Annotated in this window: 15 protein-coding genes; 7 read left to right on the top strand and 8 right to left on the bottom strand. The window is 60.1% G+C overall.

The genetic code is table 11. The features are described 5' to 3' along the window. Positions 1 to 65: 65 nt before the first annotated feature. A complete protein-coding gene (locus BGO89_12830; GenBank protein OJX56221.1) occupies positions 66 to 1,613 on the bottom strand; it encodes a hypothetical protein in 1,548 nt (515 codons plus the stop codon). A gap of 200 nt (positions 1,614 to 1,813) precedes the next feature. Here BGO89_12830 and BGO89_12825 point away from each other — a divergent pair, with 200 nt between their 5' ends. The 3 genes from BGO89_12825 (at position 1,814) to BGO89_12815 (ending at position 4,405) form a co-directional block, all read left to right on the top strand. Next, on the top strand, positions 1,814 to 2,977 hold the full coding sequence (locus tag BGO89_12825; GenBank protein OJX56220.1) for a hypothetical protein: 1,164 nt from the start codon (positions 1,814 to 1,816) through the stop codon (positions 2,975 to 2,977). Positions 2,978 to 3,140: 163 nt separating this feature from the next. Then, positions 3,141 to 3,926 carry a hypothetical protein gene (locus BGO89_12820; GenBank protein OJX56219.1) on the top strand — a complete coding sequence of 262 codons (786 nt, stop codon included), beginning with the start codon at positions 3,141 to 3,143 and terminating at the stop codon, positions 3,924 to 3,926. Then, positions 3,923 to 4,405: a hypothetical protein gene (locus BGO89_12815; protein ID OJX56218.1), complete on the top strand. Its 483-nt coding sequence runs from the start codon at positions 3,923 to 3,925 to the stop codon at positions 4,403 to 4,405. The genes BGO89_12820 and BGO89_12815 overlap by 4 nt, the downstream gene beginning before the upstream one ends. Before the next feature lie 116 nt (positions 4,406 to 4,521). On the opposite strand, the gene BGO89_12810 is transcribed toward BGO89_12815, so the two are convergent. Together BGO89_12810 and BGO89_12805 are read right to left on the bottom strand one after the other, a co-directional pair. Continuing rightward, the gene (locus BGO89_12810) at positions 4,522 to 8,502 is read right to left on the bottom strand and encodes a hypothetical protein (protein ID OJX56217.1); all 3,981 of its coding nucleotides are present in this window, start codon (positions 8,500 to 8,502) and stop codon (positions 4,522 to 4,524) included. Positions 8,503 to 8,536: 34 nt separating this feature from the next. Next, positions 8,537 to 11,371, bottom strand: a complete 2,835-nt coding sequence (locus BGO89_12805) for a hypothetical protein (protein OJX56216.1) — start codon at positions 11,369 to 11,371, stop codon at positions 8,537 to 8,539. A gap of 160 nt (positions 11,372 to 11,531) precedes the next feature. Here BGO89_12805 and BGO89_12800 point away from each other — a divergent pair, with 160 nt between their 5' ends. After that, positions 11,532 to 12,542 (top strand): hypothetical protein, encoded by a 1,011-nt coding sequence (locus tag BGO89_12800; GenBank protein OJX56215.1) that lies wholly within the window; start codon positions 11,532 to 11,534, stop codon positions 12,540 to 12,542. Here the strand turns inward: BGO89_12800 and BGO89_12795 are convergent. From BGO89_12795 to BGO89_12775, 5 genes are all read right to left on the bottom strand, one after another. Further along, a complete protein-coding gene (locus BGO89_12795; GenBank protein OJX56214.1) occupies positions 12,514 to 16,773 on the bottom strand; it encodes a hypothetical protein in 4,260 nt (1,419 codons plus the stop codon). The two genes, BGO89_12800 and BGO89_12795, sit on opposite strands and share 29 nt — an antisense overlap. A 185-nt stretch (positions 16,774 to 16,958) precedes the next feature. Next, positions 16,959 to 18,236, bottom strand: a complete 1,278-nt coding sequence (locus tag BGO89_12790; protein ID OJX56213.1) for an adenylosuccinate synthase — start codon at positions 18,234 to 18,236, stop codon at positions 16,959 to 16,961. 2 nt (positions 18,237 to 18,238) lie between these two features. Then, positions 18,239 to 18,583 (bottom strand): hypothetical protein, encoded by a 345-nt coding sequence (locus BGO89_12785; protein ID OJX56212.1) that lies wholly within the window; start codon positions 18,581 to 18,583, stop codon positions 18,239 to 18,241. Between the two features lie 14 nt (positions 18,584 to 18,597). After that, on the bottom strand, positions 18,598 to 19,542 hold the full coding sequence (locus BGO89_12780; GenBank protein ID OJX56211.1) for a protein-export membrane protein SecF: 945 nt from the start codon (positions 19,540 to 19,542) through the stop codon (positions 18,598 to 18,600). Positions 19,543 to 19,554: 12 nt separating this feature from the next. Further along, positions 19,555 to 21,597 carry a protein-export membrane protein SecD gene (locus tag BGO89_12775; protein ID OJX56378.1) on the bottom strand — a complete coding sequence of 681 codons (2,043 nt, stop codon included), beginning with the start codon at positions 21,595 to 21,597 and terminating at the stop codon, positions 19,555 to 19,557. A 169-nt stretch (positions 21,598 to 21,766) separates the two neighbouring features. Between BGO89_12775 and BGO89_12770 the strand changes: the two genes are divergently transcribed. Genes BGO89_12770 through BGO89_12760 form a run of 3 tightly spaced genes read left to right on the top strand, consistent with a single transcriptional unit; the run spans position 21,767 to position 24,758 of the window. Then, positions 21,767 to 22,447 carry a hypothetical protein gene (locus BGO89_12770; GenBank protein OJX56210.1) on the top strand — a complete coding sequence of 227 codons (681 nt, stop codon included), beginning with the start codon at positions 21,767 to 21,769 and terminating at the stop codon, positions 22,445 to 22,447. A gap of 15 nt (positions 22,448 to 22,462) precedes the next feature. Further along, positions 22,463 to 23,083, top strand: a complete 621-nt coding sequence (locus tag BGO89_12765; protein OJX56209.1) for a leucyl/phenylalanyl-tRNA--protein transferase — start codon at positions 22,463 to 22,465, stop codon at positions 23,081 to 23,083. Between the two features lie 13 nt (positions 23,084 to 23,096). Next, positions 23,097 to 24,758, top strand: a complete 1,662-nt coding sequence (locus BGO89_12760) for a hypothetical protein (GenBank protein OJX56208.1) — start codon at positions 23,097 to 23,099, stop codon at positions 24,756 to 24,758. Positions 24,759 to 24,765: the final 7 nt, after the last annotated feature.

The raw sequence follows: 24,765 nt of genomic DNA, 5'->3' as shown, positions 1-24,765 counted from the left end.
ACGATCTACAGTACTACCGTGTGGGAAAATAACGAACGGGAAGAGCCTTTATTATCGCGACCGCTTCAGGCCATGCCCTGCGTCGCCGTCACCAGCAGGCGTACCTTTTTCCCGAACGTCTCCTCGAGCAGCGTTTTCCTGCGCTCTGCACCCCACAACTCGATGTCCGGCACCCCGGCCGGCGTGGTCAGATAGACTTCGATCGTATTCGTGCCGTAGGAGGCACGGACGCCCTGGACGAATTGCTGCTGCCGGCGGTCCAGACCTTCGCAGATACGGAGGATAGCGGCACAGACGCGCACGAGATGCTGTTCGGATCCGGACAGTATGGCGAACTGGATGTGCTTCTTCTTGGGGTGACTCTTACGGTGATAGCGGGCGATGGTGCCGATGAGCTCGGTCTCGTCGTTGGTGAAGCCCGGCATCGGACTGTTGCGGATGATGTATTCGCTGTGCTTGTGATGCTGCTCGGCGCTGATGTGATAGCCGACGTCGTGCAGCAGGGCCGCCGCTTCCAGTAGCTCGCGCTCACGGTCACCGAGCTTGTGGAGGGGGCGGAGGTCGTCGAACAGGCGCAGGCAAAGGTTCTTCACGTGTTCCGCGTGCTGACGGCGTACGCGGTAGAGTTCGCAGAGGTGATCGACGCTCTGGTAGCGGAGGTGTGAAAGGTGGTGGTATTCGTCGATGTCGCGCTGTTTCTGTACGGTATCGAAGACGATACCTTCGCGCAGGGCATAGCCGCTGATCGTGAGCTCCTGGAGGTTCAGGCCGAGGATCGCCTGTTCGAGGATCAGGGCGCCTCCCAGGATCACGTCGGCACGTTTCGCGTCCATCCCCGGCAGGGCCAGACGCTGCTGCTGCGTGCGGGCCTTCGTGATGTCGTCGATCGTCTGCAGCAGCTCCTGCCGTGTGAATCGCAGGGCGTTCATCGACTCCGGTATGCGTTTGCCCTGACGTGCCATCACCATCGCGGCCACGGCCATGATCGTACCGGAACATCCCACGGCATGCTCGAAGCCGTAGGCAAGGAGCGTCTGGAAGACCGGCACCCAGTCTCCCTTGATGGCGCGGCGGCATTGGTCGATCTGTTCGTCGGTGACGGTCGCCGAGGGGAAGAACCGCTTCGACATCCGGATGTGGCCGAGCTTGGCCGAGTGTACAAAGACCGCTTCACCCTGATAGCCGATGATGGTCTCCGTGGATCCGCCGCCGATGTCGAAGACCATCGTCCGGCGTGTGAGGATCGGCAAGGCGTGCAGCGAACCGACGTAGATGAGGCGGCCCTCCTCGACGCCGCTGACGACTTCGATCTCGATACCCGTTTCCCGGTGCACGCGTTCGACGAATTCGTCCTTGTTCACCGCCTCCCGCACCGCACTCGTAGCCACGGCCCGGATACGGGCATCATGCTGACGTGCTTCCGACGTGAAGCGTTTCAGGGTATCGACACCACGATCCATCGCATCGGCCTCGAGCTTCTTCATGTCGCCGCCGGCGGAACCGAGCCGCACCATTTCCTTGTTGCGTGCGTGGATGCGCAACACGCCCCTGGTGCTGACGGAGGCCACGACCATGTGAAACGAGTTCGTTCCGACGTCGATCGCGGCGATCATGTTCGGCTGTGCCGATGAAGATTGAGCTTCTGCCACGACGCGAAGATACACGTCGCGTGCGTAGATTTCGGCGTGCAACGTTATCTCGTCATCGTTCTGCTCCTCCTCGTGGGCGGAATATTCGTCTACAGCTACATTCTCGGCTTCCTCCGCCGCATGTTCGGCAAGGGACCACGCCGCTGATCATTCGCCCATCGTTCATGGCACAAGCACGTCGCTTCATCTTCCTCGACGTCCTGCGCGGCCTTGCCGCGCTCTGGATGATCCAGGTCCACGTCCTCAACGTCCTGCTCGATCCCGCACTGCGCACCGGATGGTTCTTCGACGGCCTGAATATCAGCAACGGCTTCGTGGCTCCGACCTTCATCTTCTGTGCGGGGTCCGGCCTATGGATCGCCCTGTCGAGGAAGGGAGAGAAGTTCCGTCATCTCACGCCGGAACTCCTCGACTATCTCCGGCGGCTCTCCTACATCCTCTTCTGGAGCTACATGCTCCACGTGCCGTTCTTCTCGCTCGATCGGACGCTCTACGAGCCGGTGGAGAACATCCTTCCGTGGCTGCAGATCGACGTCCTCCAGACCATCGTCTACTCGTCTCTCGCGGTCCTCGTCGTCCATGCCCTGTCCCGCAACCTCCGAACGGCCACATGGATCTGCGGCGCACTGGCCGTCGTCATCATGACGGGTACGGCCTTCGTCTGGCTCGCGGGACCGATCTGGTGGCTGCCGCGTCCGCTCTCCATCATGATCTCGCCGCTGCCCGACTCGCCGTTTCCGCTATTGCCGTGGAGCTGCTATCTCTTCGCCGGCGTGTTCGTCACCGGCATCTTCATGACGTCGACCGACCAGCGGCGTCTGGCGATGCGCATGGCCATCGGCAGCGTCCTGCTCACCGTCGTCATCTTCGCCATCAGGAATCTTCCTCCCATGTTGCCGTGGGATGCCATCTGGTGGAAGACGTCGCCGGGCCTGCATCTCTTCCGCATCTGCGGGACGGTTCTCGGCATGAGTCTCCTCTACCTCGTCGAGGACAGGCTGCAGCACAGCAAGGTGGCCAGGGGTCTGCAGGTCATCGGCAATGAATCGCTCTTCATCTACATCAGCCATCTTCTCATCGTCTACGGCTCGATGGGAGCGATCATCCGTGCTGCGACGGGTCTTTCGTACATGGGCTATGGAGGCGTGGCCATCGTCTACGTCATCATCACCCTGCCTCTACTCGGCATCATGTGGTGGTGGCATGGCTTCAAGCGCGAGCGCCCGGACCTCGCACGGCGTATGCTCGCCGTCCAGGTGTTGTGGATGATCCTCACCTTCCTTCTCCTTCCGGATGATTTCGATCTGGTGAGGATGTTGTTGGGGTAGGAGGGGGGATAGAGTAATTTTCATTGGAAGTAGAAACAGAGTTCGGCAATCGTCAAGTCAGTAAGATATAAGAGTCAAGTCTACGCGTATCTTTTCTCAAAAGAGACCAGCTGTTTCCCTATTTCGTAGAGCCCACCCTGTGAGTATTCGACGTCGTGCAAAGATGTACCGGCTACTGTACTACGCTTCGATTATTGCGACAATCATCGGTGTGATTCTTGGTGCGACACCAGAGTCATGGTATGAAGGCAAGGCGATAACAATCTGCACAATGATAGGTCCAACATGGAGAGTATCACTATTGATCGCAGCAGGATCGATCATACTGATCCAGAATGTTGTCACGTCGCATAGCGTCAGAACCCGAACCATCTATGCCGTCGAAAAGTTACTACAGAAACATCACGAAGACATATTCGGCGGTGAGAAGAATGATCATACAATTAACCGGGTAACATTGTTTGTGTACCGAGAACACTGGTGGCCTTGGAGAATCCATGTCAATCGCAAGGCCCAGGCTACCGTGGGCAAACTGGTTCCATTAATGCGATATGGTCAGCACGTTTCTCATATATCTCCGTTTACGGTCTTCGATCCTCCGTCTTCTCAGACGCGGTGTCATGGGATTGCTGGGGAAGCCTGGTTAAAGGGAGGCACGGCAAGTAGCCTCAATCTGGATCCTATCTCAACACACAGCACAGATCATGAGCTATCCAAGTATGCGCAGGATACTTTTGTCACATTGGAGTTTGTTAAAAGTCGCCTGAAAAAAAACAGGCCAATGTCTCGAAGCATCTACGCTGTAGTTGTGAAAGCAAATGACGAAAACTGGGGTGTCTTGGTCGTCGATTCCACCGAACCGGCAAAGTTCAGTAGACAGACAAAAAACAAGGTCGGTAAGTTTGCGGCAGAGCCTTTGGAAGCCATATTGAGTGGAGGTTCCCAATGACGAGCCAGTGGATAGACTTGGATCCTTCAGAGTTCCTGAAGGATGTCCGGTACCCAGATTCCCCGCTAACGTATACACCGGTCTCGGGAGATATTCCGAGGGCGGTGAGGGCGCTTTCGTCACCAATCCATAGAACGGCATCAATCGAGTTCCTCTATTCCTCTTCAGACGAAGATCATCTCAATGTTGAGATCGACTCCAGCTTTACAGTTACTATTGGGAAGAGATCGGGCAGACTGTACAGCATCACATTCAGATCCAGTTCAATAGGCGATATCAACAACGAACATGAATTATGGACACAGTTCCTAGACGCCTTAAAGGAGGTTCACAACGCTGTTGTGAGGAGTAACCGGCTACGACGCTCCTTCTGGAACGAGCACGGCGGCCCAAGACCGGCTGATCTGAACTATGGCGCTACCGAGCAGGCCATGAATTATCGAAGACTTGAACTGGAAGCGGCTTGGGTAGGCGCGTAGCTGACCTTCCCTATTACCTTGTTGACCTGTACAATACTTGCGGCTTGGTCTCAAACAAAAGCGGTGACGCACCTTCCGGTGCGCCACCGCTCGATTGATTCGAACCCGACGGCAGCTTAGCGGACGACGTTCACCGGAATGGTGATCGTGCCGCGCTGGCCATTGATCGTGACGTAGTACACACCGTTCGCGAGATCGGACGTGACGAGGCGGAACTCGTACGTACCTGCACCCTGCTGCTCGTTGGCGATGAACGTCGAGGCGAGCATACCGAGAGCGTCGACCACGCGGATCGTGACGACGTCGGCGCGGGAGAGTTCGTAGCGGATCGTCGAAGCATCGGAAGCGGGGTTCGGGAATGCACGACCCGTGATGGCCACGGCTTGCGGATTCTCTTCTTCCACACTGACCGCTGGCTGGGCCTTGTACTCCGTGTTCACCGGATCGTAGTTGGCCCAGCGATCGTCCCAACGCTGCATGCCGAAAGCACCGCGATAGTTCACGCGTTCGAAGTAGGCGTTGTCGGCATTACCCGTGAAGCCGGCACCCGTCAGGACGGGAGAGCTGGACCTGGGAGCAGGATTGAATTCGACGCTGGTGGCGAAGGCGTTCTCGAGCTGGGCGACGTCGGGCGACGACTTGTCGATGACGTTGCCGAATTCAGCCTTCGAGATCCAGTTGGCGTCGATGCCTGCCGGAGGCGTGCCGCCGGCGAGGTTGAGCCACGTGCCCTTGACACCATACCACGAGTTGTTGCGTACCTGGACGGAGTCGTTCAGGGCGGCCGTCATCGTGTTGACCTGGGCGATTTCGATACCGCGCGGCCAGCCGAGGAAGATCGAGTTGAAGATGTTCGTGCGAGCGTTACGACGGATCTGTGCAGCGGCACCGAAGCGCGAGCTGAACTGGTTCGCGCCGTTACCGGGCGTCCACGACGTATCCTGGATGGGACCGATCGACGTGACGTTCGAGAAGATCGGCGACGTGAGCGGTTGGTTGGTCGATGCGGTCGCATCGTTGTCCATTTCGAACGTCTGCGACGTCGAAACGTCGGCGATCGTACGATAACGTTGTGCGATGGCGAACTGGACCTTGCCGCTCCAGCCGTTGTCGCCGTCGAAGTCGTCGTCCAGCGTACCGAGAGCGATGAGGTGCCGTGCGTTGACCGTACCACCGAACCATTCGAAGGCATCGTCGTTGGCGTGCGATACCTGGATGTATTCGAGCACCGTACCGCGTCCTACGCCACCGAGCGTCAGACCGTTGAGTTCCGAGTTCGGCTGCGTTGCGATACCGGCGAATTCGATACGGACATACTTGAGAACGCCGCTGGAGTCATCGTCTTCCGTACCGCCGAACCAGCCCTTGCCCGGGTTGGCATCGGCCACGCCACCTTCGAGGGCGGCCTGACCTGCGGGGTGATTCGTGCGAGCCTTGCCGCAGAGGAGAACACCGCCCCAGTCACCACGCGAACGCTGACCGGGAACGGCGCGGCTCGTGAAGATGATGGGAAGGTTGGCCGTGCCCTCGGCGACGAGCTTGCCACCGCGGTTGACGATGAGTGCCGAGTTCGTACCCGGAACACCGCCGAGGATGATGGTACCCGGTTCGATCTCGAGAACGGCACCGTCGTTCACGTAAACGTAGCCGTCGAGACAGTAGACCTTCGTGTTGTGCAGCTTCACACGCGTGGTGATCTCACCCGTCAGCGTCGAGTCGCACGTCACCGGCTCGGGAGCCGTAACCGTGAAGGGTTGATCGTTGATGTCGAACTTCGTCGGGTCTTCGACCATCGTCATCCTGATGTACCCCGTCGTCGTGACGTCGGCCGGACGGAAGACGATACCGCCGGCGAAGGCACCGCGGCGTGCAGCGCTGTCGAGAACGTTGGAGAGACCGGGCAGAGCGGCCCACGGACCGTCCTGCGACTTGCCGAATTCGAACTTGAAGTGCTTGCGATACGTACCCGTCGTGTCCCAGCGGACGTCGACGGACTGACCTACGCGGAAGGTCCTGTTGCTCGTGCCGGGTTCGATGAGGCGCACGACGGGATCGACGACGCCCGAGATGATCGTGAAGGGTACGTTGCTGACGTCGTAGATCGTGTTGTCCGATACCAGCGACATCCTGATGTAGCCCGTCGTCGTGAGCACGTTCGGAACCGTGAAGCCTTGCGTCAGCTTGCCGCGCGTTGCACCGGCATCCGTGACGTTCTCGGCACCGGCGATCGCCGTCCACGGACCTGCGGGCGTCGTACCGAATTCGAACTTGAAGTGATTGCCTGCACCACCGGTCGTGTCCCACGTGATATCGACCTTGGCACCCTGGACGTAGGTTTCGCCGGCAGCCGCACCAGGCGTGAGGATGTGTACGAGCGGTTGTGCACGGTATTCCGTGTTGACGGGATCGTAGTTCGTCCAGCCTTCGTCCCAGCGTGCTTCCGTGGGCGAGAATGCACCGCGATAGGCGACGCGTTCGAAGAACGGATCGTCGATCGGCACACCGTTGGCCGTATTCGTGAAGGAAGCCGTCGTGAGGAATGTGGCGACGGGAAGGGGCCTGGGCGAGAAGGTGACGTCCGTCGCGAACGGATTCTCGAGGAAGGCCGCATGAGGATTGCCCTTCTCGATCGTGTTGTTGAATCCGGCCTTGGCGATCCAGTTGGCGTCCATGCCTACCGGGGGCGTACCACCGGCGAGGTTGAGCCACGTGCCCTTGATGCCGAACCACGAGTTCTGACGAAGGCTGAGCGTATCGTTGAAGGCGACGACCATCGTCGGGACCTGGGCGATTTCGATACCGCGCGGCCAGCCGAGGAAGATCGAGTTGAAGATGCTGGCGCGAGCGTTACGACGGATCTGTGCAGCGGCACCGAAGCGCGAGCTGAACTGGTTCGCGCCGTTACCGGGCGTCCACGACGTGTCCTGGATGGGACCGATCGACGTGACGTTCGAGAAGACGACGGACGTCTTGGGGCTGTTGAACGAGCCCGTCGCATCGTTGTCGATCTCGAAGCTCTGCGACGTCGACACGTCGGCTACCGTACGGTAGCGTTGTGCGACGGCGAACTGGACCTTGCCGCTCCAGCCGTTGTCGCCGTCGAAGTCGTCGTCCAGCGTACCGATGGCCACGAGGTGGCGTGCGTTGACGGAGCCGCCGAACCATTCGAAGGCATCGTCGTTGGCGAAGGAAACCTGGATATAGTCGAGCACCGTGCGGCGTCCTACGCCACCGAGCGTCAGGCCGTTGAGCTCCGAGTTCGGCTGCGTTGCGATACCGGCGAATTCGATGCGGACATACTTGAGGATACCGCTGGAATCGTCGTCGTCCGTACCACCGAACCAGCCCTTGCCAGGGTTGGCATCGGCCACGCCACCTTCGAGAGCGGCCTGACCTGCAGGATGGTTCGTGCGGGCCTTGCCGCAGATGAGTACACCACCCCAGTCACCACGTGCACGTTGACCCGGTGCGGCACGGCTGGTGAAGATGATCGGGGACGTCTTCGTGCCTTCGGCGATGAGCTTGCCGCCGCGGTTGACGATGAGTGCGGAGTTGTTGCCGGGCGTGTCGCCGACGATGATCGTGCCCGGATCGATGACGAGCTTGCCGCCATCGTTCACGTAGACATATCCCTGAAGACCGTAGATCTTGTTACGATGCAGATGAACCGTGCCCGTGATCTCACCCTTGATGATGGAATCGGGAACGATCGTCTGCGGCTGGATGATCGTGAAGGGATTGTCGGAAATATCGAAGACGTTAGGGTCGCTGATGAGCTCCATGCGAATGTAGCCCGACGTGGTAGCCACGGCAGGAACACGAAGGCCGCCGGCGAAAGCACCGCGGGTTGCGCCGCTGTCCAGAACATTGTCTGCGCGTACGAGCTGCGTCCACGGTCCTGCGGGTGATGTACCGAACAGGAAGCGCCAGCGGGCGCGGGACGTACCCGTCGTATCCCAGCGCAGGTCCTGCGAAGTGCCCGGTCGGAACGTTTCGCCGCCGTTGGGAGAGATGAGGGTGCACTGCGTCGGGCTTTGTGCCGATGCAGCGGACCATCCCAACAGGACGAAGACCGCAGCAAGAATCAGTCGTTGCATGATCGACTCCGAATGGTTGACAAGGTTAGAGAGGTTATTGAATCTTGTATCCGAAGCCGAGCGAAACGCTGCGGCCACGAAGGTTGGACTGGACGAGTGAACCTTCCTGCTCCCACTTCAGTGGCTGGTTGAGCAGGTCACGAACGGCGAGCTTGATTTCCCAGCTTTCGCCGACGGGCTGGATGATGGAGAAGTCGACGAGATCCCGCGGCAGTTCGTAGACGTGAGGATTGCCCTGGAACGTCCCCACCTGATTCACCTGGATGATCCGCTTGCCGTAGGTGTTGTATCCAAGCGTGACCGATGTACGCGAATCGGGATTCACATAGTAGAGCGCGAGGTTGATCGTGTACGGCGACTGTCCCCACATCGGACGCGTGTCCTGCACCGTGGCCTGGAATACCGTGAGTTCGGAGCGGATGAGCGCTGCGTTCAGCGACAGCATGAAGTTGTTGAGAGGGTTGGCGATGAAGCCGAGCCCCTGACGTATTTCGAGTTCCACACCGTAGTTGTGGGCGGCGCCCGAAGCGTTGGCGAAGGAACGCACGACCTCGCTCTGCTGCGGGAAGAGCGTTTCCTCGATCGCATTGTCGAAGCGCTTGTAGAAGAGGCTGGCCGAAAGGACCTGACCCGGTGCCGTGAAGTATTCGAAGCGGACGTCGTAGTTCTGGATGAGCGTACGGCGCAGGTTGGGATTACCCGCGATCGTGGCCTGCTGCTGGAAGTCGAAGAACTGGAACGGTGCGAATTCACGCAACGACGGACGTGCCAGCGTCTGCGATGCCGAGAGGCGGACGTTGATGAGATCCGATGGCTTGACGACGACGTTGAGCGAAGGCAGGACGTCGAGCAGATCCTGATCGACATGGACGGGATTGTCCGTCACCGAGAAGCTGTTGAGTCGCTGGATGCTCTTCTCGATGCGAGCACCCGTGATGAAGCGGACATCGACACCGGCGATGGACACGGGGAAGTCGACCATCGCATAACCGGCGACGAGATTTTCCTGTGCATCGTAGGTATCGCTGAGCTTGGAATCCTCGGAATAGCTGAGACGATTGGTCGAATAGTTGGAATCGGCGAAGATGGGACTGAGGTCCGGCACTACGTCGTTGTCCGGAATCACCATCTTGTCGGCCATGTCGTTGTCGAAGCTCTGTACGATGGTGATGCTGCGTGCCTTGAAGACGCGCGAGCGGTTCTCGACGAGACCACCGACCTTGATCTTGAGGTCAGTGGTAACGGGAAGCTGGAAGTTCAGACCGCCCGTGATGGCATTGTCCTGGAGATTGCTGAAGAAGCGCCCCGCGCGCGATCCGGCACCCTGGGGTGTGAGGTCGAACGCTGCGAAGAGCGGTTGACCCGAATCGGCCGTGTTGCGCATGAACTGCAGACGGCGGAAATCCGGCTCGTCACGTTCGGACTGCGAGTAGCCGACGCGCCAGTCCACCAGTGCATTATTGAAGGGGAGGTTGTGTTCGCCGGATACCGTACCGCTATAGAGGGTCTTGTCCACGAACTGGAAGCTGAACAGTCGCTGCACGATGGACTGGGCGTAGTTCTCGCCGGAGAGATAGACGTTCTCGAAATCCGACGAGCGGTTGTAGACGTTCTTGAAGCTGATCGTCGTCGACGTACCGATACGGTAGGCCATATTCACAAGACCGCCCCAGCTTACGGAGCGGCTCGCCTGCGTGCCCTGGAAGCGGAAGAGATAGTCCTGCGGATTGGCCAGCAGGCCGCCGCGGACGATGTTGTTCAGGCCGTAGCTGTTGCCGTAGGACATGGAGGCGACGAGGCCGAACTGATCACTTTCACCGGTGCTGAAGAGGTCGCTGTACGTCACACCGAAGCTGCCGTTCGGAGCTGCGGTAGTGGAACCCGTTGACCAGAGATTGTTGTGGAAGGAGCGGCCGAGGCCGTTCAGGCGATCGATCGATTCCTGGTTGCCGGCACGCACGTCACGGAGCAGCTCGTTCATCTCGAGACGCGATGCGGGGAACCCTGCAGGCAGGGCCCGGCTGCCGTCGTCGATACCGAGCCAGTCCGTCTTGCCTCCTTCCGTCATCAGGAAGCGATCTGTCTTGAGCGTCACGTTGTCGTTGTAGCCCGACGAAGCGCTGAACTTCACGCTCGTACCGCTCGGGAAGTCGATCGTGTTGAGCTGGACCAGGCCACCGGCGAAGTTGCCGGGCAGGTCGGGCGTGAAGGACTTGGCTACGTTGGCGTTCTCCAGCAGCTCGCTCGGGAACATGTCGAAGGCGAACGACTTCTTGTCGGGCTCCGTAGAAGCCAGCGAAGCACCGTTCAACGTCGTGTTGCTGTAACGGTCGCTCACGCCGCGGACGTAGACGAACTTGTTGTCCACGAGCGTCACACCGGAAACGCGCTTGAGCGATTGGCCGGCGTCGCTGTCCGCGAGCTTGGAGATTTCTTCCCGTCCGATCCCGTCGCTCACCTGGGCGGCATTCTTCCGCGTGGCGAGCAGGGCTGCGGCGTTGTCGTTGACGCGCGTGGCCTCGACGACGACTTCCTTGGCCGACGACTTGGTGACGGAAAGGACGACGTTGATGGTTGCCGTCTTGTCAGCGGTCACGGCGACCTTCTCGACGGTCTTCATGCTGTAGCCGACATAGGAGAACTTGAGGGTATAGGAACCGGGCGCAATGTTCTTGATCCTGAAGGTACCCTTCGTGTCCGTGTAGGCACCTTTTTTGTTTTCTACCACCTGTACGGTGGCACCACGCAATGGTTCGCCTGATTCTCCATCCGTAACTTTGCCGGCGATGATTCCCGTTTGTGCCCAGACGAGAACCGGCGTCATGAACGTCACAAGAAGTATGGCGACCGATGTACCGAAGTGTTTCAACACAACCTCTACGATGAACTGAATGACCAAACAACTATCCCCTGTTGCTTGCGATCGCAAAACTATCGGCGGCCTGTTAGGTGGATGTTACGTCCGTATTACCAAGACATTACACGTCCTTGCAGCCCTGTTTCTGTGCGTCACGGCACTATATGGCCGAATGCCCGGGCATTCCGGAACGCCCCTCGGTGGGCAACCGGAATGGAAGGCGAACTCCGTTGCCGATCAGGGACTTCCGGAAATCCCCCTGCTGATGGGATCGATCACGCTGGATACGGCGGACAAGGCGCTGTCGATCGGAAAGGTCGAGGCAGGCGTAGCCCTCGGGCTCGAAGTGTCGGGAAAGTATCGTCTGGTGTCCAGCTTCGAACGCGACTCCGTATTACGGTCGCTGAAGCGGACGTCCGAGGTGACCCTGGCCGAGGCATCGCATATCCTGAAGACGAATGCCATCGTCTTCACGAACGTGGCACGTATCGCCAATCTGATCCGTACGGAAGTCATTCTCACGGACGGGCTTCCGGAGGGTATCACGACGTCGGGCATCGGCTATGCCGTCCTCCGTCATCATGACAACGTCACCGAGAAGGTCATGGCGGACCCGGCCATCCTGGCCTCGTTCCAGCGCGCCTTCGCCCTGTGCATCGCCGATTCGACACTGTTCGCGAATGCCGAAGGTTCCTTCCGCGTCGTGCCGACGGAACTCGTGAGTGTCGGCGGCATCACGTTCAAGGACCTCGGCGGTGGAGAGCAATGGTCGTTATTCAAGGAGAAGGTGACGGTATCGTACGACGCCGTGCAGACCGTCGCCCACGCATTGCAGGATCTCGACCGCTATACGGTGACCGACATCGAGACGCGCGACTCGATGTACGCCCTTGCGGGAATGTTCCTCGTCGAGAACTACAATTCGGCGACGGCAACGGAGCTGAAGATCCTCCGCATGTTCGAAGTGAAGGACATCATCACGGGGTCGATCACGAAGTCCGGCAACGAAGCCGTGATCGAGCTTTCGCTGAACCGTATCAAGGAGAACGATACGGTACACAGGTTGAAGTCCGCGAGCGTGACGTTGACGAAGGATTCCAAGGTCGCGCTTCGGGAAGCACTGCACGAGGCCCTGACAGGACTGCTCGGCCCGGTCAGTGCACCACGGCCCGAAGACCGCTGAGCGTACCACCCCTGCCCGTCCACAGACGCACACCATAGACACCGGAGCTGAGCGTACTGACGGGAATGTCGAGATCGGAAGATCCGGCGGGAACGGTCCGCAGGGTTTCCCGCACGACGACGTTGCCCGTGGCATCGGTGATCTCGTAGGAAAGGAAGTCTTCCTTGTCCGTATCGACGTGGACGCGGATGATGTCCGTCGATGGGTGCGGAGGTTCGAACCGCATGACGGGCACGGTACCGAGACGGATCAGGAATCTCGGTCCGCAGACATCGACGATCAGCGAACCCGGATCGGTCGATACGACGATCTCTTCCTTGCGCTGCGCCGCGATCGTGCTGTATGGCAGCACATCCGTGAACAGGAAGGGCGTACTGTCCGGCAACGCCGCGAACACTTCACCGCGCAGGATGCAGAGCACGCCCGGCTCACCGATGCGTTCACCGTCGCGACGCATGGTGATATCGATCTTGCCCGGTGAATAGGACGTGCTGACGACACCCGGACGCATCGATCCGGACAGGATGGTATCGATGACGTAATGAAGGTAGGAGAACTCGATACGTATCCGCACGGAGTCGAGCTCGGCAGCACGTGTATCGACGTCCCAGTAGACCGGCATCTCCAGCCCTTTCACCGGTGCGGTCTGATAATCGTTCATGTGCAGGACGATGCGGTGCGTCGGCGGTACCGTGTCGGAAGGAACGACGACCTCGCCTTGCAGTTCGACGACATGAACGATCTCGCAATCGGCGATCTCCGTGATCACGAGACGGGCAGGATAGGATCCTGGTGCGGACGCCAGCAGCCGTACGTCCATCGTGCGTCGGTCGCCAGCAGCAACGATGGTGTTCACGAGAGCCATGTCGCACGACCACGGCGATGCCGGCGGATCGATGCGGATGGACGTGATGCGATGTTGCCGGTCACCCGTATTGTCGATGTTCACCGTGCGTGTCGCGGGAACGCCCGTGTCGACGACTCCCGCATCGATACGTTGCGGTGTGACGTCGAGGCGCGCGGAAGAAGCCACGACCTGGATGTCGAACGTCGCTTCCGTGCCGCACGTACGTGAGCGTACGGTCACCTTCTCCGTCCACCTGCCGTTCTGGACCTGGGCCGGCGTGCACGTGACGAGCAGCGATGCTTCGCCACCTGCCGCGATCTGCACCGCACCGGGTGCGACGGATATCCCTGCGATACCGTCCGTGCGGACGACGTCGAACATGTCGTTCAGCGTACCGGTATTCTTCACGGCAACGCTGAACTGGCGCTCGTGGTCGCAGGCGAAGACGGTATCGAAGTTTACGATCTGCGGGTCGGTCGACGGACGTGCATCGTCGAACCTCGCCGTCAGCGGAATCGCGATGGAACGGTCCCCCGGCTGGAGCACGAGTTGCAGCGAGGTGGTGACGACACCCGGCATGGTCGGCACAAAGCTGACGACGATCGCCCTCGACCCGCCCGGCGGCAACACGAAGGATTGCGTCGGTGTGACGATCGTCAGCCGTTGATCCGTCGGCGCGAGAACGGGTATACCTATCGTGAGGGGTTGCTGTCCCTTGTTCGTGATGACGACGCTGTCCGTGACGGCTTCGGCGGTACAGCGGACGGACATGTTCAGCGAGCGCTTCGACAGATCGACGTCCTGCGAATACGATTGCAGCGTAACGGGAATACTGTCGGACGAGCGGCATCCTTCTTCGGCTTCCACGACGAGGAAGGCCGAGTGCGTGACGTCTCCGTTGCCCGTCCATACGACCGTGACGATCAGACTATCCGCTGAAGACAGCGTCTTCGGCAATGTCTCGTATTCGAGCGAGGCATCGGGATGCGGAGGTCTCAATGTGATCCTGTCGATGGTGGCCGACGGAGCCTGCAGGATCCTGACGGCGGCCGTCTGGCGGGAGGTCGTTCCGGACGGCACGGAAATGTTGAGCGATCGTGGCTGGATGTCGACGCGCAGTGCCACTACCCGCACCTTGACGATGACGTCGAGAACGGTATCGCAGGGCGATACCCGAAGCTGTAATGTGTCGACGTGATCGCCCGGTTCCGATGCCGTATATCTCAGGTTGAAGACCCGCTTCTGCTTCGCGTTCACGAAGAACTGCAGGGATGGGAATCCCGTCAACGCCGATGGCCGCTTTCCTACCGTAACGGAGGCCGTGGCGACACCGCTGTTCTCGAACGCCACTTCCCGTTCCCCTACCTGGCCGATGCACAGCGTACCCAGATCGATCGTCGACGGCGATACCGACATGACGACCTTCCGTGAGGCGGCGCGCAGTGCGATGTTCCACGGCGTCATGATACCGCGTGCGCGGGTGAAGTCGTCGTGTTCCAGTACGAGGTTCGCGTTGTCGAGAGTACCGACGGGAGTGTAGAGGACGTAGAGTGTATCGGCCTGCCCGGTACGGATGGTCACCGGGGGCCGCACGGCACCACTCGACCATTGCAATGCCGAGAAGGCAAGCGTTCCGAGTCCTTCGAATCGTACACCGGATATGGTCAGCACATCGTTGCCCGTATTCCGCACGGGAATGCGAAGGGTATCGAAGCTCCTGCAGGCGGCGTCGGTCTGTGCGGATGCGACGGACGAGAAGATCGGCGAGAGACCATAGACGCGTACGGTGATGAACGTGTCGCGCATGCATGGAGCGAGACGCACGAGGAAGCGTGCCTGATGCCATCCCGTATCCTGCAGAGTGGCACGAATCGTCGTCTCCGTCACACCCGAACCGACGAGGGCGGGCATGTTGGCGTTGAGCGAAATGGTGGTGTCGCCACTGATGCGCTGTATACCGACGATCGTTTCGTACGAGGGCAGACGCGATCTCCACAGCAGTTGCCGGTCGACCGGCGCACCCGCACGAGCGTTGTAGGTGACCAGGGTATCGGCGGGGAATGCACTCCAGTCCCGCCTGTCACCCGTCAGCGTGACGATGAGTATGGCGGAAGGATTGCCGAAGGTAATGGTGAGCACGGCCGTATGCAGGCCCGGACGTCGTGCGCTGTATTCGATGATGACGGGGAGGTTGGCACATCCCGATATCGTCGGCAGTACGGGCGTATCAATCCTGAACAGATCGGCGTCTGGTCCTGTGATGGTCATCGACCACGGAGATGCGAAGAAGTTGATGTTGCGCACACGGATCGTATCGCGCATCGTGGAGTCCGGACAGACCCCTGCGAAGACCAGGGCCGAATCCGATACCGTCCGCAACGGAGGAGCGAGTCGGTAGACGCCGTCGCCGACGACCCATCCCGTACTGTCGTCGATGAAGAAGATGTCGTCGAGATTGTTGTTCTGTTCGATGCCGCAGTTGCGCAGTTCCCACGTGTTGCCGGCATCGCCGGTGTAGTAGACGCTTCGATTGTATCCCGATGCCCAGCCGATACGAGGCGTCACGAGGTATGCTCCGAACATCTGCTGGCCGGTATTGAAGTCGCGCCACGTCGTACCGTTATTGTCCGTCGTGCGTACGCCACCGCCGGCACCACCGCCCGTCCCGCCTTCGCACGTCGTCCCCGAGCCCGGAACGAAGATGCTCGCACCGTTCATGGCGAGTTCCTCATGCCAGGGCGACGTGGCCCCCGTCCGCACATGCGGCGCCCAGGTGGCCCCGTCATCGTCGGACATCCAGATGAGACCGCTGCCGACCGCGTAGACGACTCCTGCGGGAAAGCCCGGAAGCCACAGGGGATCGGCCATCTTGGAATTCTTCTCCGACGAATCGACGAACTTCGTCCAGTTCATGCCACCGTCGACGGTCCTGAGGAAGACATTGCGGCCACACGTGCCACCACCCGTCACCCATCCTTCCGTTGTGTTCCGGAACCAGCCACCCCATATGCTCACGCTGTCGGGACGGAGATCCGTCGTCCATGTATGCCCGCCGTCCACGGACTTGTAGATGCCGCAGGGGCCACTGCAGTATCCGAGGTTCTCGTCGAGGAACTGGACCCACTCGAGATGGCATCCGGCGTTCTGCTGTTTGACCGAGTCTCCGCGCCAGGACCTGCCGCCATCCGTCGTGCGGATCACGTAGCCGAAGTGCTGATCCACGGCCCATCCGTACTGTGGATTGGAAGGAAGGAAATAGATGTCGAGGTAGTAGCCCTTGTCGAAGGGTTTGGGCACGTCCACGCGCTCCCAGCGCTGTGCCAGGACGGCCAACGATGAAAGGGCGAACAGGGTCACCAGCACTATGGCGCGGCGTACCGACATGAGGTCATAACATAGCATTTTTTCTGGGAGTTGCGACGTTCTCCACGTGGAACGTCGGCATGCTATCGGGAATGACCGCGGACGGGCTGGAAGGTTTCCGTCATGGGTGCGACGACAGGCACGACACGACCTCTCCGGGATATCGGAGATGTTCGTTCAGGGATACGAATCGTCGCTGAGGCTACTTACCTTCTGAACGTATCCTCGCGTGCGGGACTCGTGGAGACCCACGTGACGCGAGTCTCGAGAAGGCGTTCGATCGTCTCGACGTAGGAACGGGCTTCGGCCGGCAGCGCATCGAAGGAAGAGATCCCTTCGATGTCGGATTTCCAGCCCGGAAGCGTGATGTAGTCGCAGGTGACACGTTCGAGGGTACGGACGTCTGCGGGAAAGAGCTTGGCAGGCTTGCCGTCGACGGAGTATCCGGTGCAGATGCGGATTTCGTCGAGGGCTCCGAGAACGTCGAGCTTGGTGAGTGCGATTTCCGTGATGCCGTTCACCATCAGCGAATACTTCAGTGCCGGAATGTCGAGCCATCCGCAGCGCCGCGAGCGGCCCGTGGTGGCACCGAATTCATGACCTTCACTGCGCAGCAGATCGCCCGTGGCATCGTGCAGTTCCGTGGGAAACGGGCCGTTGCCGACGCGCGTGCTGTAGGCCTTGACCACGCCCATGATGGACGTGATGCTGGTAGGCGGAATACCGAGGCCGGTACACGCGCCACCGCTGGTGGGATTCGAGCTCGTCACGAAGGGATACGTGCCATGGTCCAGATCGAGCAGTGCGCCCTGGGCTCCTTCGGCGAGAATGCTCTTCCCGTCCTTCAGCGCCATGTTCAGCAATGCCGTCGTATCCGTGATGTAGGGATCGATGTGCGTATCGAAGGCGAGATACTCTTCGATGAGAGCATCGACGTCGAGCGGCTCCTGGTCGTAGATGGCCTGGAGCAACTGGTTCTTCTCTTCGAGGTTCGTGCGGAGCTTGTCGCACAGCAGATCGCGATCGAGGAGATCGACGATGCGGATACCGATGCGCTGGGCCTTGTCGAAGTAGGCCGGTCCGATGCCGCGCCCCGTCGTACCGATGGACCCGATGGATCCTGCCTGCTTCTCGCGAGCCGCATCGAGCATCTTGTGATACGGCATGATGAGGTGGGCCTTGTGCGAGATGTGCAGGCGGCCACTGATGTTGACGCCCATGCTCTCGAGCATGTGGATTTCGTCCATCAGTGCCACGGGATCGATCACGACTCCGTTGCCGATCACGCACTGCACCGCAGGGTGCAGGATACCGGAGGGAATGAGATGCAGGATGTACTTGCGGTCACCATGGACGATGGTGTGGCCCGCGTTGGCTCCGCCCTGATAGCGGGCGACGATGCTGGTTCCTTCGCTCAGCAGGTCGACGATCTTGCCCTTGCCCTCGTCTCCCCACTGTGCGCCTACGATGATGCGCACGCTCATGGTCAGGCTCCCGTACCGACAGCTTCGTCGACGGAGGCATAGGTCTCGAAGACCGCCGACAGATGCGTCATTTCCAGGAGTGAGCGAACCTTCTCCGGAATGTTGGCCAGACGAAGTGTGCCGTTGTATTTCTTCACGGTGGTAAGCGAGCTTACCAGCATCCCAAGGCCGGAGCTGTTCATGATGGTGACGCGTGCGAGATCGAAGATCGTGACGGACGTTCCGGAGGCTGCCGCCTCACGGACCAGTCCGGCGAGTTCCACGGCTTCGGGGCCTCCGATGGCCTGCTCTCCGAAGCTGATCACGGTCACGCCGCTGCGCGGCTGCTGGGTTGCGAACGTTGACATTGTTGTAGCCGGTATTATGCCTTGGCGACGACGCCAGACGTTTTCCCCTGCTTGCGGCGCTCATCGAACCAGATGACGAAGGACGAAGCGATGTAGATCGACGAATACGTACCGATCACGATACCGATGAACATCGTGAAGGCGAATCCTTCGAGTACTTCGCCGCCGAAGAAGACCATCACGAGCAGTGCCGCGAGGACGGCGATACCGGTGATGAGCGTACGGCTGAGCGTTTCGTTCAGGGAGAGATTGATCAATTGTGCGAGCCCCATGCCCTTGTGCTTTTCCTTGTTCTCGCGGATACGGTCGAACACGACCACCTTGTCGTTGATCGAGTAACCGAGAATCGTGAGGTAGGCGGCGATGGAGTTGATGTTCGTTTCGAGGTTGATCCAGCCGAGCTTGTTGAAGAGCACGGAGATCACGAAGGCCATGAGAACGTCGTGGACGAGCGCGACGATGGCGCCCAGACCGTAGACGAATTCGAATCGGAAGGCGACGTAGAGAACGATGATGACGGCCGCCGCGATGAGGGCCCACAGCGAGTCCATCTTGAGTTCGTCGGAAACCTTGGCATCGATCTTCTCGGACGACAGGATGACGACCTGGTCACGCGAGAACTGCGTGGAGAGCTGGTTGACGATGGCCTGCGATACGCTGTTGCCCTTGTCGCCGTTGGCTGCCTTCACACGGATGAGGTACTGTCCGGGGCCGCCGAAGCTCTTGAGCTCCGCACCGGCATAGCCGATCTTCTCGAGCGACGCGCGGACGTCGTCGATGGTCGCCGTATTCTGCTTGAACTGTACGGCCACCTGCGTACCACCCACGAAGTCGATACCGTAGTCGATACCGAGAAGGAAGACGGCAATCAGTCCGACGACGTTCAGCAGGAGCGAGGCACCGATGAATGCGTTCCTGCGGGAAACGAAATCGATGTTTGTTTTCTTGATCAGATCCATGTCGTGTGCCTCTTATGCCTTCTTTTGGCCAAAGTTGAAGGTGGTTGCGCCACCGGCGATAATGATCTCGAAGATCGCCCGCGTAACCAGTACAGCGGTGAACAGCGTCATGACCACACCGATGATCAGCGTGAGCGCGAAGCCCTTCACAGGACCCGTGCCGAGATAGATCAGTACGATCGAAGACAGGATGTGCGTGATGTTGGAGTCGATGATGGCGCTCATGGCCTTGGCATAGCCCTGTTCGACGGCTGCCTTCAATGTGCGCCCCGCCGCCATTTCCTCACGTATCCGCTCGAAGACGAGAATGTTCGCGTCCACGGCCATCGCCACGGAGAGGATGATACCGGCGATACCGGGCAGCGTGAGCGTACCTCCGAAGGCGGCCAGTGCGGCCACGACGAGAAGGACGTTCATGAGCAGGGCGACGTCGGCGACGCCACCACCCAGTGCATAGTAGGCGAGCATGAAGAGGATGACGATGGCGAAGGAGATCACGCTCGTCGTGACGCCACGACGGATGGAGTCTTCACCGAGCGACGGACCGACGACACGTTCTTCGATGATCTTGACCGGAGCCTTGAGTGCACCGGCCTTGAGAACGACGGCCAGCAGGTTCGCCTCTTCGGCGTTGGCCATACCGGTGATCTGCGATGAACCGTTCGGAATCTTGTTCTGGACGTTCGGCGCCGAGTGCACGCGACCATCGAGGACGATGGCGATGCGCTTGCCGATGTTGGCGCCCGTGATCTGTGCCCACTTTTCGGCACCTTCGGCATTCATTTCCATCAGTACGACGGGCTGGTTGGCAGCCTGGTCGAAGCTGGGGAAGGCTTCCACGACGGCATCGCCCGTGAGTTCCGGCTCCTTGGCCACACCGTAGACGTCGTAGACCTTGGCGCCCTGCTTGGCGAAGAAGTCATCCGTCTTGGCACCGACGACGATGTCGAGGTCGACGGGCATGATCTTGCGGATGTCGGGGCGCTCGAGGATGGAGAGTACGCGCGGCAGGAGCTTCTCGTCGATGATGAAGCGGTACTGCGCGTTCTCGGGGAAGTCCTCGGGCTTCACGCCGACGAAGCTGAAGGGCTGGGCACGCTCGTTGACGATGATCGTGGACTGGATCATGCTCGTGAAGGGATAGTCGGCGCGGTAGCGGCGACGTGCCTCTTCTTCGGGCAGACCTGCATAGGGATCAGTCGGCGTCTTCTTGGACGTGTCCACCTTGGCGCTGTCTCCCTGCCTGGCGGAATCGGCCTTGGCGATGGCAGAGGAATCCTTGGCCGTAGCGGTCGAATCCTTGACGGCAGACGTATCGACGGCCTTGGCTTCGTCAGGAACATGTCCCTTGAGCACTGCGTCGATGGTCATGAAGGTGCGGAGCAGCTCGCGATTCATCAGCACGCGCTTGAATTCAAGGCGGGCCGTGGTCTGGAGCAGCGTGCGGATTTCCTTCTCGTCCTTGACGTCCGGCATTTCGATGAGGATGCGGCGTGCACCCTGCTTCTGGATGTTCGCTTCGGAGACTTCGTACTTGTTGATCCGTTGCTTGATGACCTGCAGGGCCTGGTCGACGGCACCGTCGACGTCGCGGCGAAGCTTCGCGATCACGGACTCGTCCGTGGGATCGGCGGCGTTCGTGACGGTGAAGTACTGCAGCAGCGAACGGTTGGTAGCGCGGAAGTTCTTGAGGAAGGTGTCGAGGACGTCGAGATCGGTGTTGTTCGTCTCGGCACGCGTCTTCGAGATGACGTCGCGGAAGGCATCATCGATGCTCGACTGGTCCGCCGACTCTTCGATCATGCGGAGCACGTCCACTTCGAGTGTCACGTACATCCCGCCGCGAAGGTCGAGACCGAGCTTCAAACGTCCGTTGCGGGCTGCCTGATAGGCCTCGCCGTACGAGCGTTCCCATTGCTCCAGCGCCGCGGAGTCGCCGGCCACCAGGGCGCGTTCCTTGTCCAACCTGTAGAAGTTGAACGTCGGCCACAACATATAACCGGCTGCCAGAATCGGCAGGATGATGAGCAGGTACTTACCCAGGTTCTTCTTCAAGGACTCCTCCTGACTGACATGCTTCGTACGCGGCGACCGGTTAGAACACAGGCCGCCCATTGCCCCATTGCGAAGGACAAAAGGACTGCGAATATAAGAGAAAGTTGCAGACAGACGACAGAGAATACGGACATCCCTCGCCACCGCCTTCATCTGGTTATTTTTGCGAATGCTCGACTACCGCAAATATCCGATCCCCCGCATCAGGCACCATACGAGCCCTCAGCTCTATCTCCCCGTTGCCCAGCATCGTACGATTCCGGAGTGGTATCCGCCGCTCATCGACCAGGCACCCTGGGAGTCGTGGTTCGCCAACGGCCGGCCCGCCGACGTCCTCGACATCGGATGCGGGCGCGGAGGATTCCTGCTCCAGCATGCCCTGCACCGGCCCGGCCAGAATGTGCTCGGCATCGAAGTGCGTCACACTCTCGTGAACTGGATCAACAACGTGATAGCGGGCGAGGAGATTCCGAACGCCCGCGCAGCATGGTATTCCGTGGTCAACGGCCTGGGCTTCATCCCCGATGCGTCCATCGATCATGCCTTCTATCTCTTCCCCGATCCATGGCCGAAGAAGCGTCATTACAAACGGAGAGCGTTCTCACCGGAATTCCTCGCCGAGGTATGGCGTGTACTGAGACCGGGCGGGCGGCTCTATCTTGCCACGGACCGGCCGGACGTGGACGAATTCCAGCGCCATGTACTCGGTTCCATGCCCGGAGTCGTCATCCGCGACGTCGTCGTCGAATCGGACTGGCCGTTCCCCTTCGTCACGGACCAGCAGGATTTCTGTCATCGCAAGGACATTCCGTACGTACGGTACATGGCCAGCCTTGATCCTACGTCGTAGTTTCGCAGTCAATCCATGCGTTCACCCGCCTCTTCCATCCTGATGCCCGACGTTCTGCTCGTGGGCTACCGCAACGGATTCTTTCCGATGGCCGAGGAGCGTTCGGGACGTATCGTATGGCATCGTCCGGACCCGCGGGCCATCATCCCGCTCGACGACGTCCATATCAGCCGTTCCCTGCTGAAGACCCTGCGCAAGCGTACCTTCCGCATCACGATGGATACGGCATTCAGGGAGGTGATCACGCAGTGCGCCGACAGGGATCAGTCGTGGATTTCTCCCGAGATCATCCAGGCGTATTGCGATCTCCATGAATCGGGTCATGCCCACTCCATCGAGTCATGGGTAGGGGAGGAGCTCGTGGGCGGACTGTACGGCGTATCGTTGGCCGGCGCCTTCTTCGGCGAGTCGATGTTCAGCCGCCGCAGCGATGCCTCGAAGGTGGCGTTCGCACATCTCATCGCAGTCCTCCGCCTGCGTGGCTTCCGCCTGCTCGACACGCAGTACATCAACGACTTCACCGAGTCCCTCGGTGCCGTGGAAATTCCGGATGCCATCTATCAGCTCATGCTCGCCGACGCACTCGACACGCCGGCAATCTTCTCGGACATCTCGGAAACCGATGCCCGTGACTAGATCCTTCATGACCATGGCATGTGCCGCCCTGCTCTGTGTCGCCTGTGCCGCTCCGCGGCCGGATCGCGCGGCACAGGACTGTCCACCACCGCCACCACCGCCTCCATGTGCACCGACGTCGTTCACGACGGTACTCTTCGATACGTCGTCGGCACGCTTCCCCCACTGGAAGATCAGCATCGTCGACGGCGCCAGCGGCAACGGACATCAATGGGGCCTCATGCCCGCCGGACGTACCGCTACCCTGCTCGTGAACGGAGATAACGCAGGCATCGCCACCTATCACACCGTTACACGCACGTCCGTGACGTCGGTGGATACGGCCCGTGCGAGTGCGGCGGCACCCGTGATGCTCACCTGCGTCATGCCGGACAGGATCATGGGCGATGCGGCCATCCATCCCGCGACGATCTCGAACGGCACCGTCACCTTCGGCGAGCCGCTCGGCCGCCCCGTCAACCTCGACGTCTACTGGGACGGTCATCCCGTCGTCGTGCCGGCGAGTGCACAGGGCAGCGAGATCATGGTCTTCGCATCGGACCGGCCGGGATCGTACGGCGGCACCGACCTGTGGTATACCGTTCGCAACGGCGAAGCATGGAGCGAGCCCGTCAACCTGGGTCCTGCCGTCAACACACCATGCGACGAACTGTCGCCGTCGTTCGCGTCGGATGGCAGGAAGATACTCTTCGCATCTGCAGGCCATGCCACGGCCGGAGGATACGACATCTTCCAGGCTGCCGTCGAACGCCCGCGAAAGGATTCCATCGCTCTTTCCGATGTTCGCAACATCGGCCTGCCCGTCAACACGGCTGCGGATGAACTGTTTCCCTGGATGCCATCCGACTCCATCCTCTATTACGGTTCGTCGCAACGCAGCGGAGACTTCGATGTCTACGTCCTCCATCGCGTCGATCGCGTGATGGAACGACGCGTGAAGAAGGACACGCTGAAGGACGACAGGAAGAAGCCGGAAGACATCGCACGTCGGGAGGAGCTGGCGAAGAAACCCCGGACGACGATCAAGGGGCGCGTCGTGAACGAGAAGACGAGCGAGCCTGTCGTCGATGCCGAAGTGACGGCACGCGACGAAGCGTCGAAGCAGGTCCTCTCCTCCACACGAACGGATACGGCCGGCGACTACACGCTCTCCGTCCCTACGGACACGCCCATCGAGGTATCGGCACAGTCGGGCAAGCTCTTCTACGACCGCACGGTGACGACCATCCCCAAGGAACAAGCGAACGATACCGTTCGTATGGAGAAGCCCCTGCATCTTCCCATCACGTTGTTCCTGCGCGTGAACTTCCCGACGGCGATCTTCGATGCACCGTATCAGAATACGCTGGACTCCAACGGAACGGAGACCAGCCAGACGTGGCAGAGCGCCCTCGACATGCTCGTACGGAACATCGAGCTGTCGGGCGATCAGCTTCAGCGCCTCATCCTCATCGGGCATACGGACGACGTCGATACGGATGTGAACAATCTCAAGCTCGGACGGCAGCGCGTCGACTTCATCATCGACCAGCTCGTCCAGCGTGGTGTGGACCGCAGTCTCCTCGAAGGACGTTCGGCAGGCGAACGCCTGAAGCCGGACAAACGCAAGGGTGAATCACTGGACCAGTGGCGCAAACGGTCGCGCCGCGTGGAACTCGTCAAGATTCTTCGATAACCATTCG

It is taken from the genome of Candidatus Kapaibacterium thiocyanatum (genome assembly GCA_001899175.1).
Taxonomy (GTDB): Bacteria; Bacteroidota; Ignavibacteria; order Kapaibacteriales; family Kapaibacteriaceae; genus Kapaibacterium; species Kapaibacterium thiocyanatum.
Note: the sequence above shows the minus strand (reverse complement) of the source record. Positions and strands in the feature narration are given on the sequence as shown.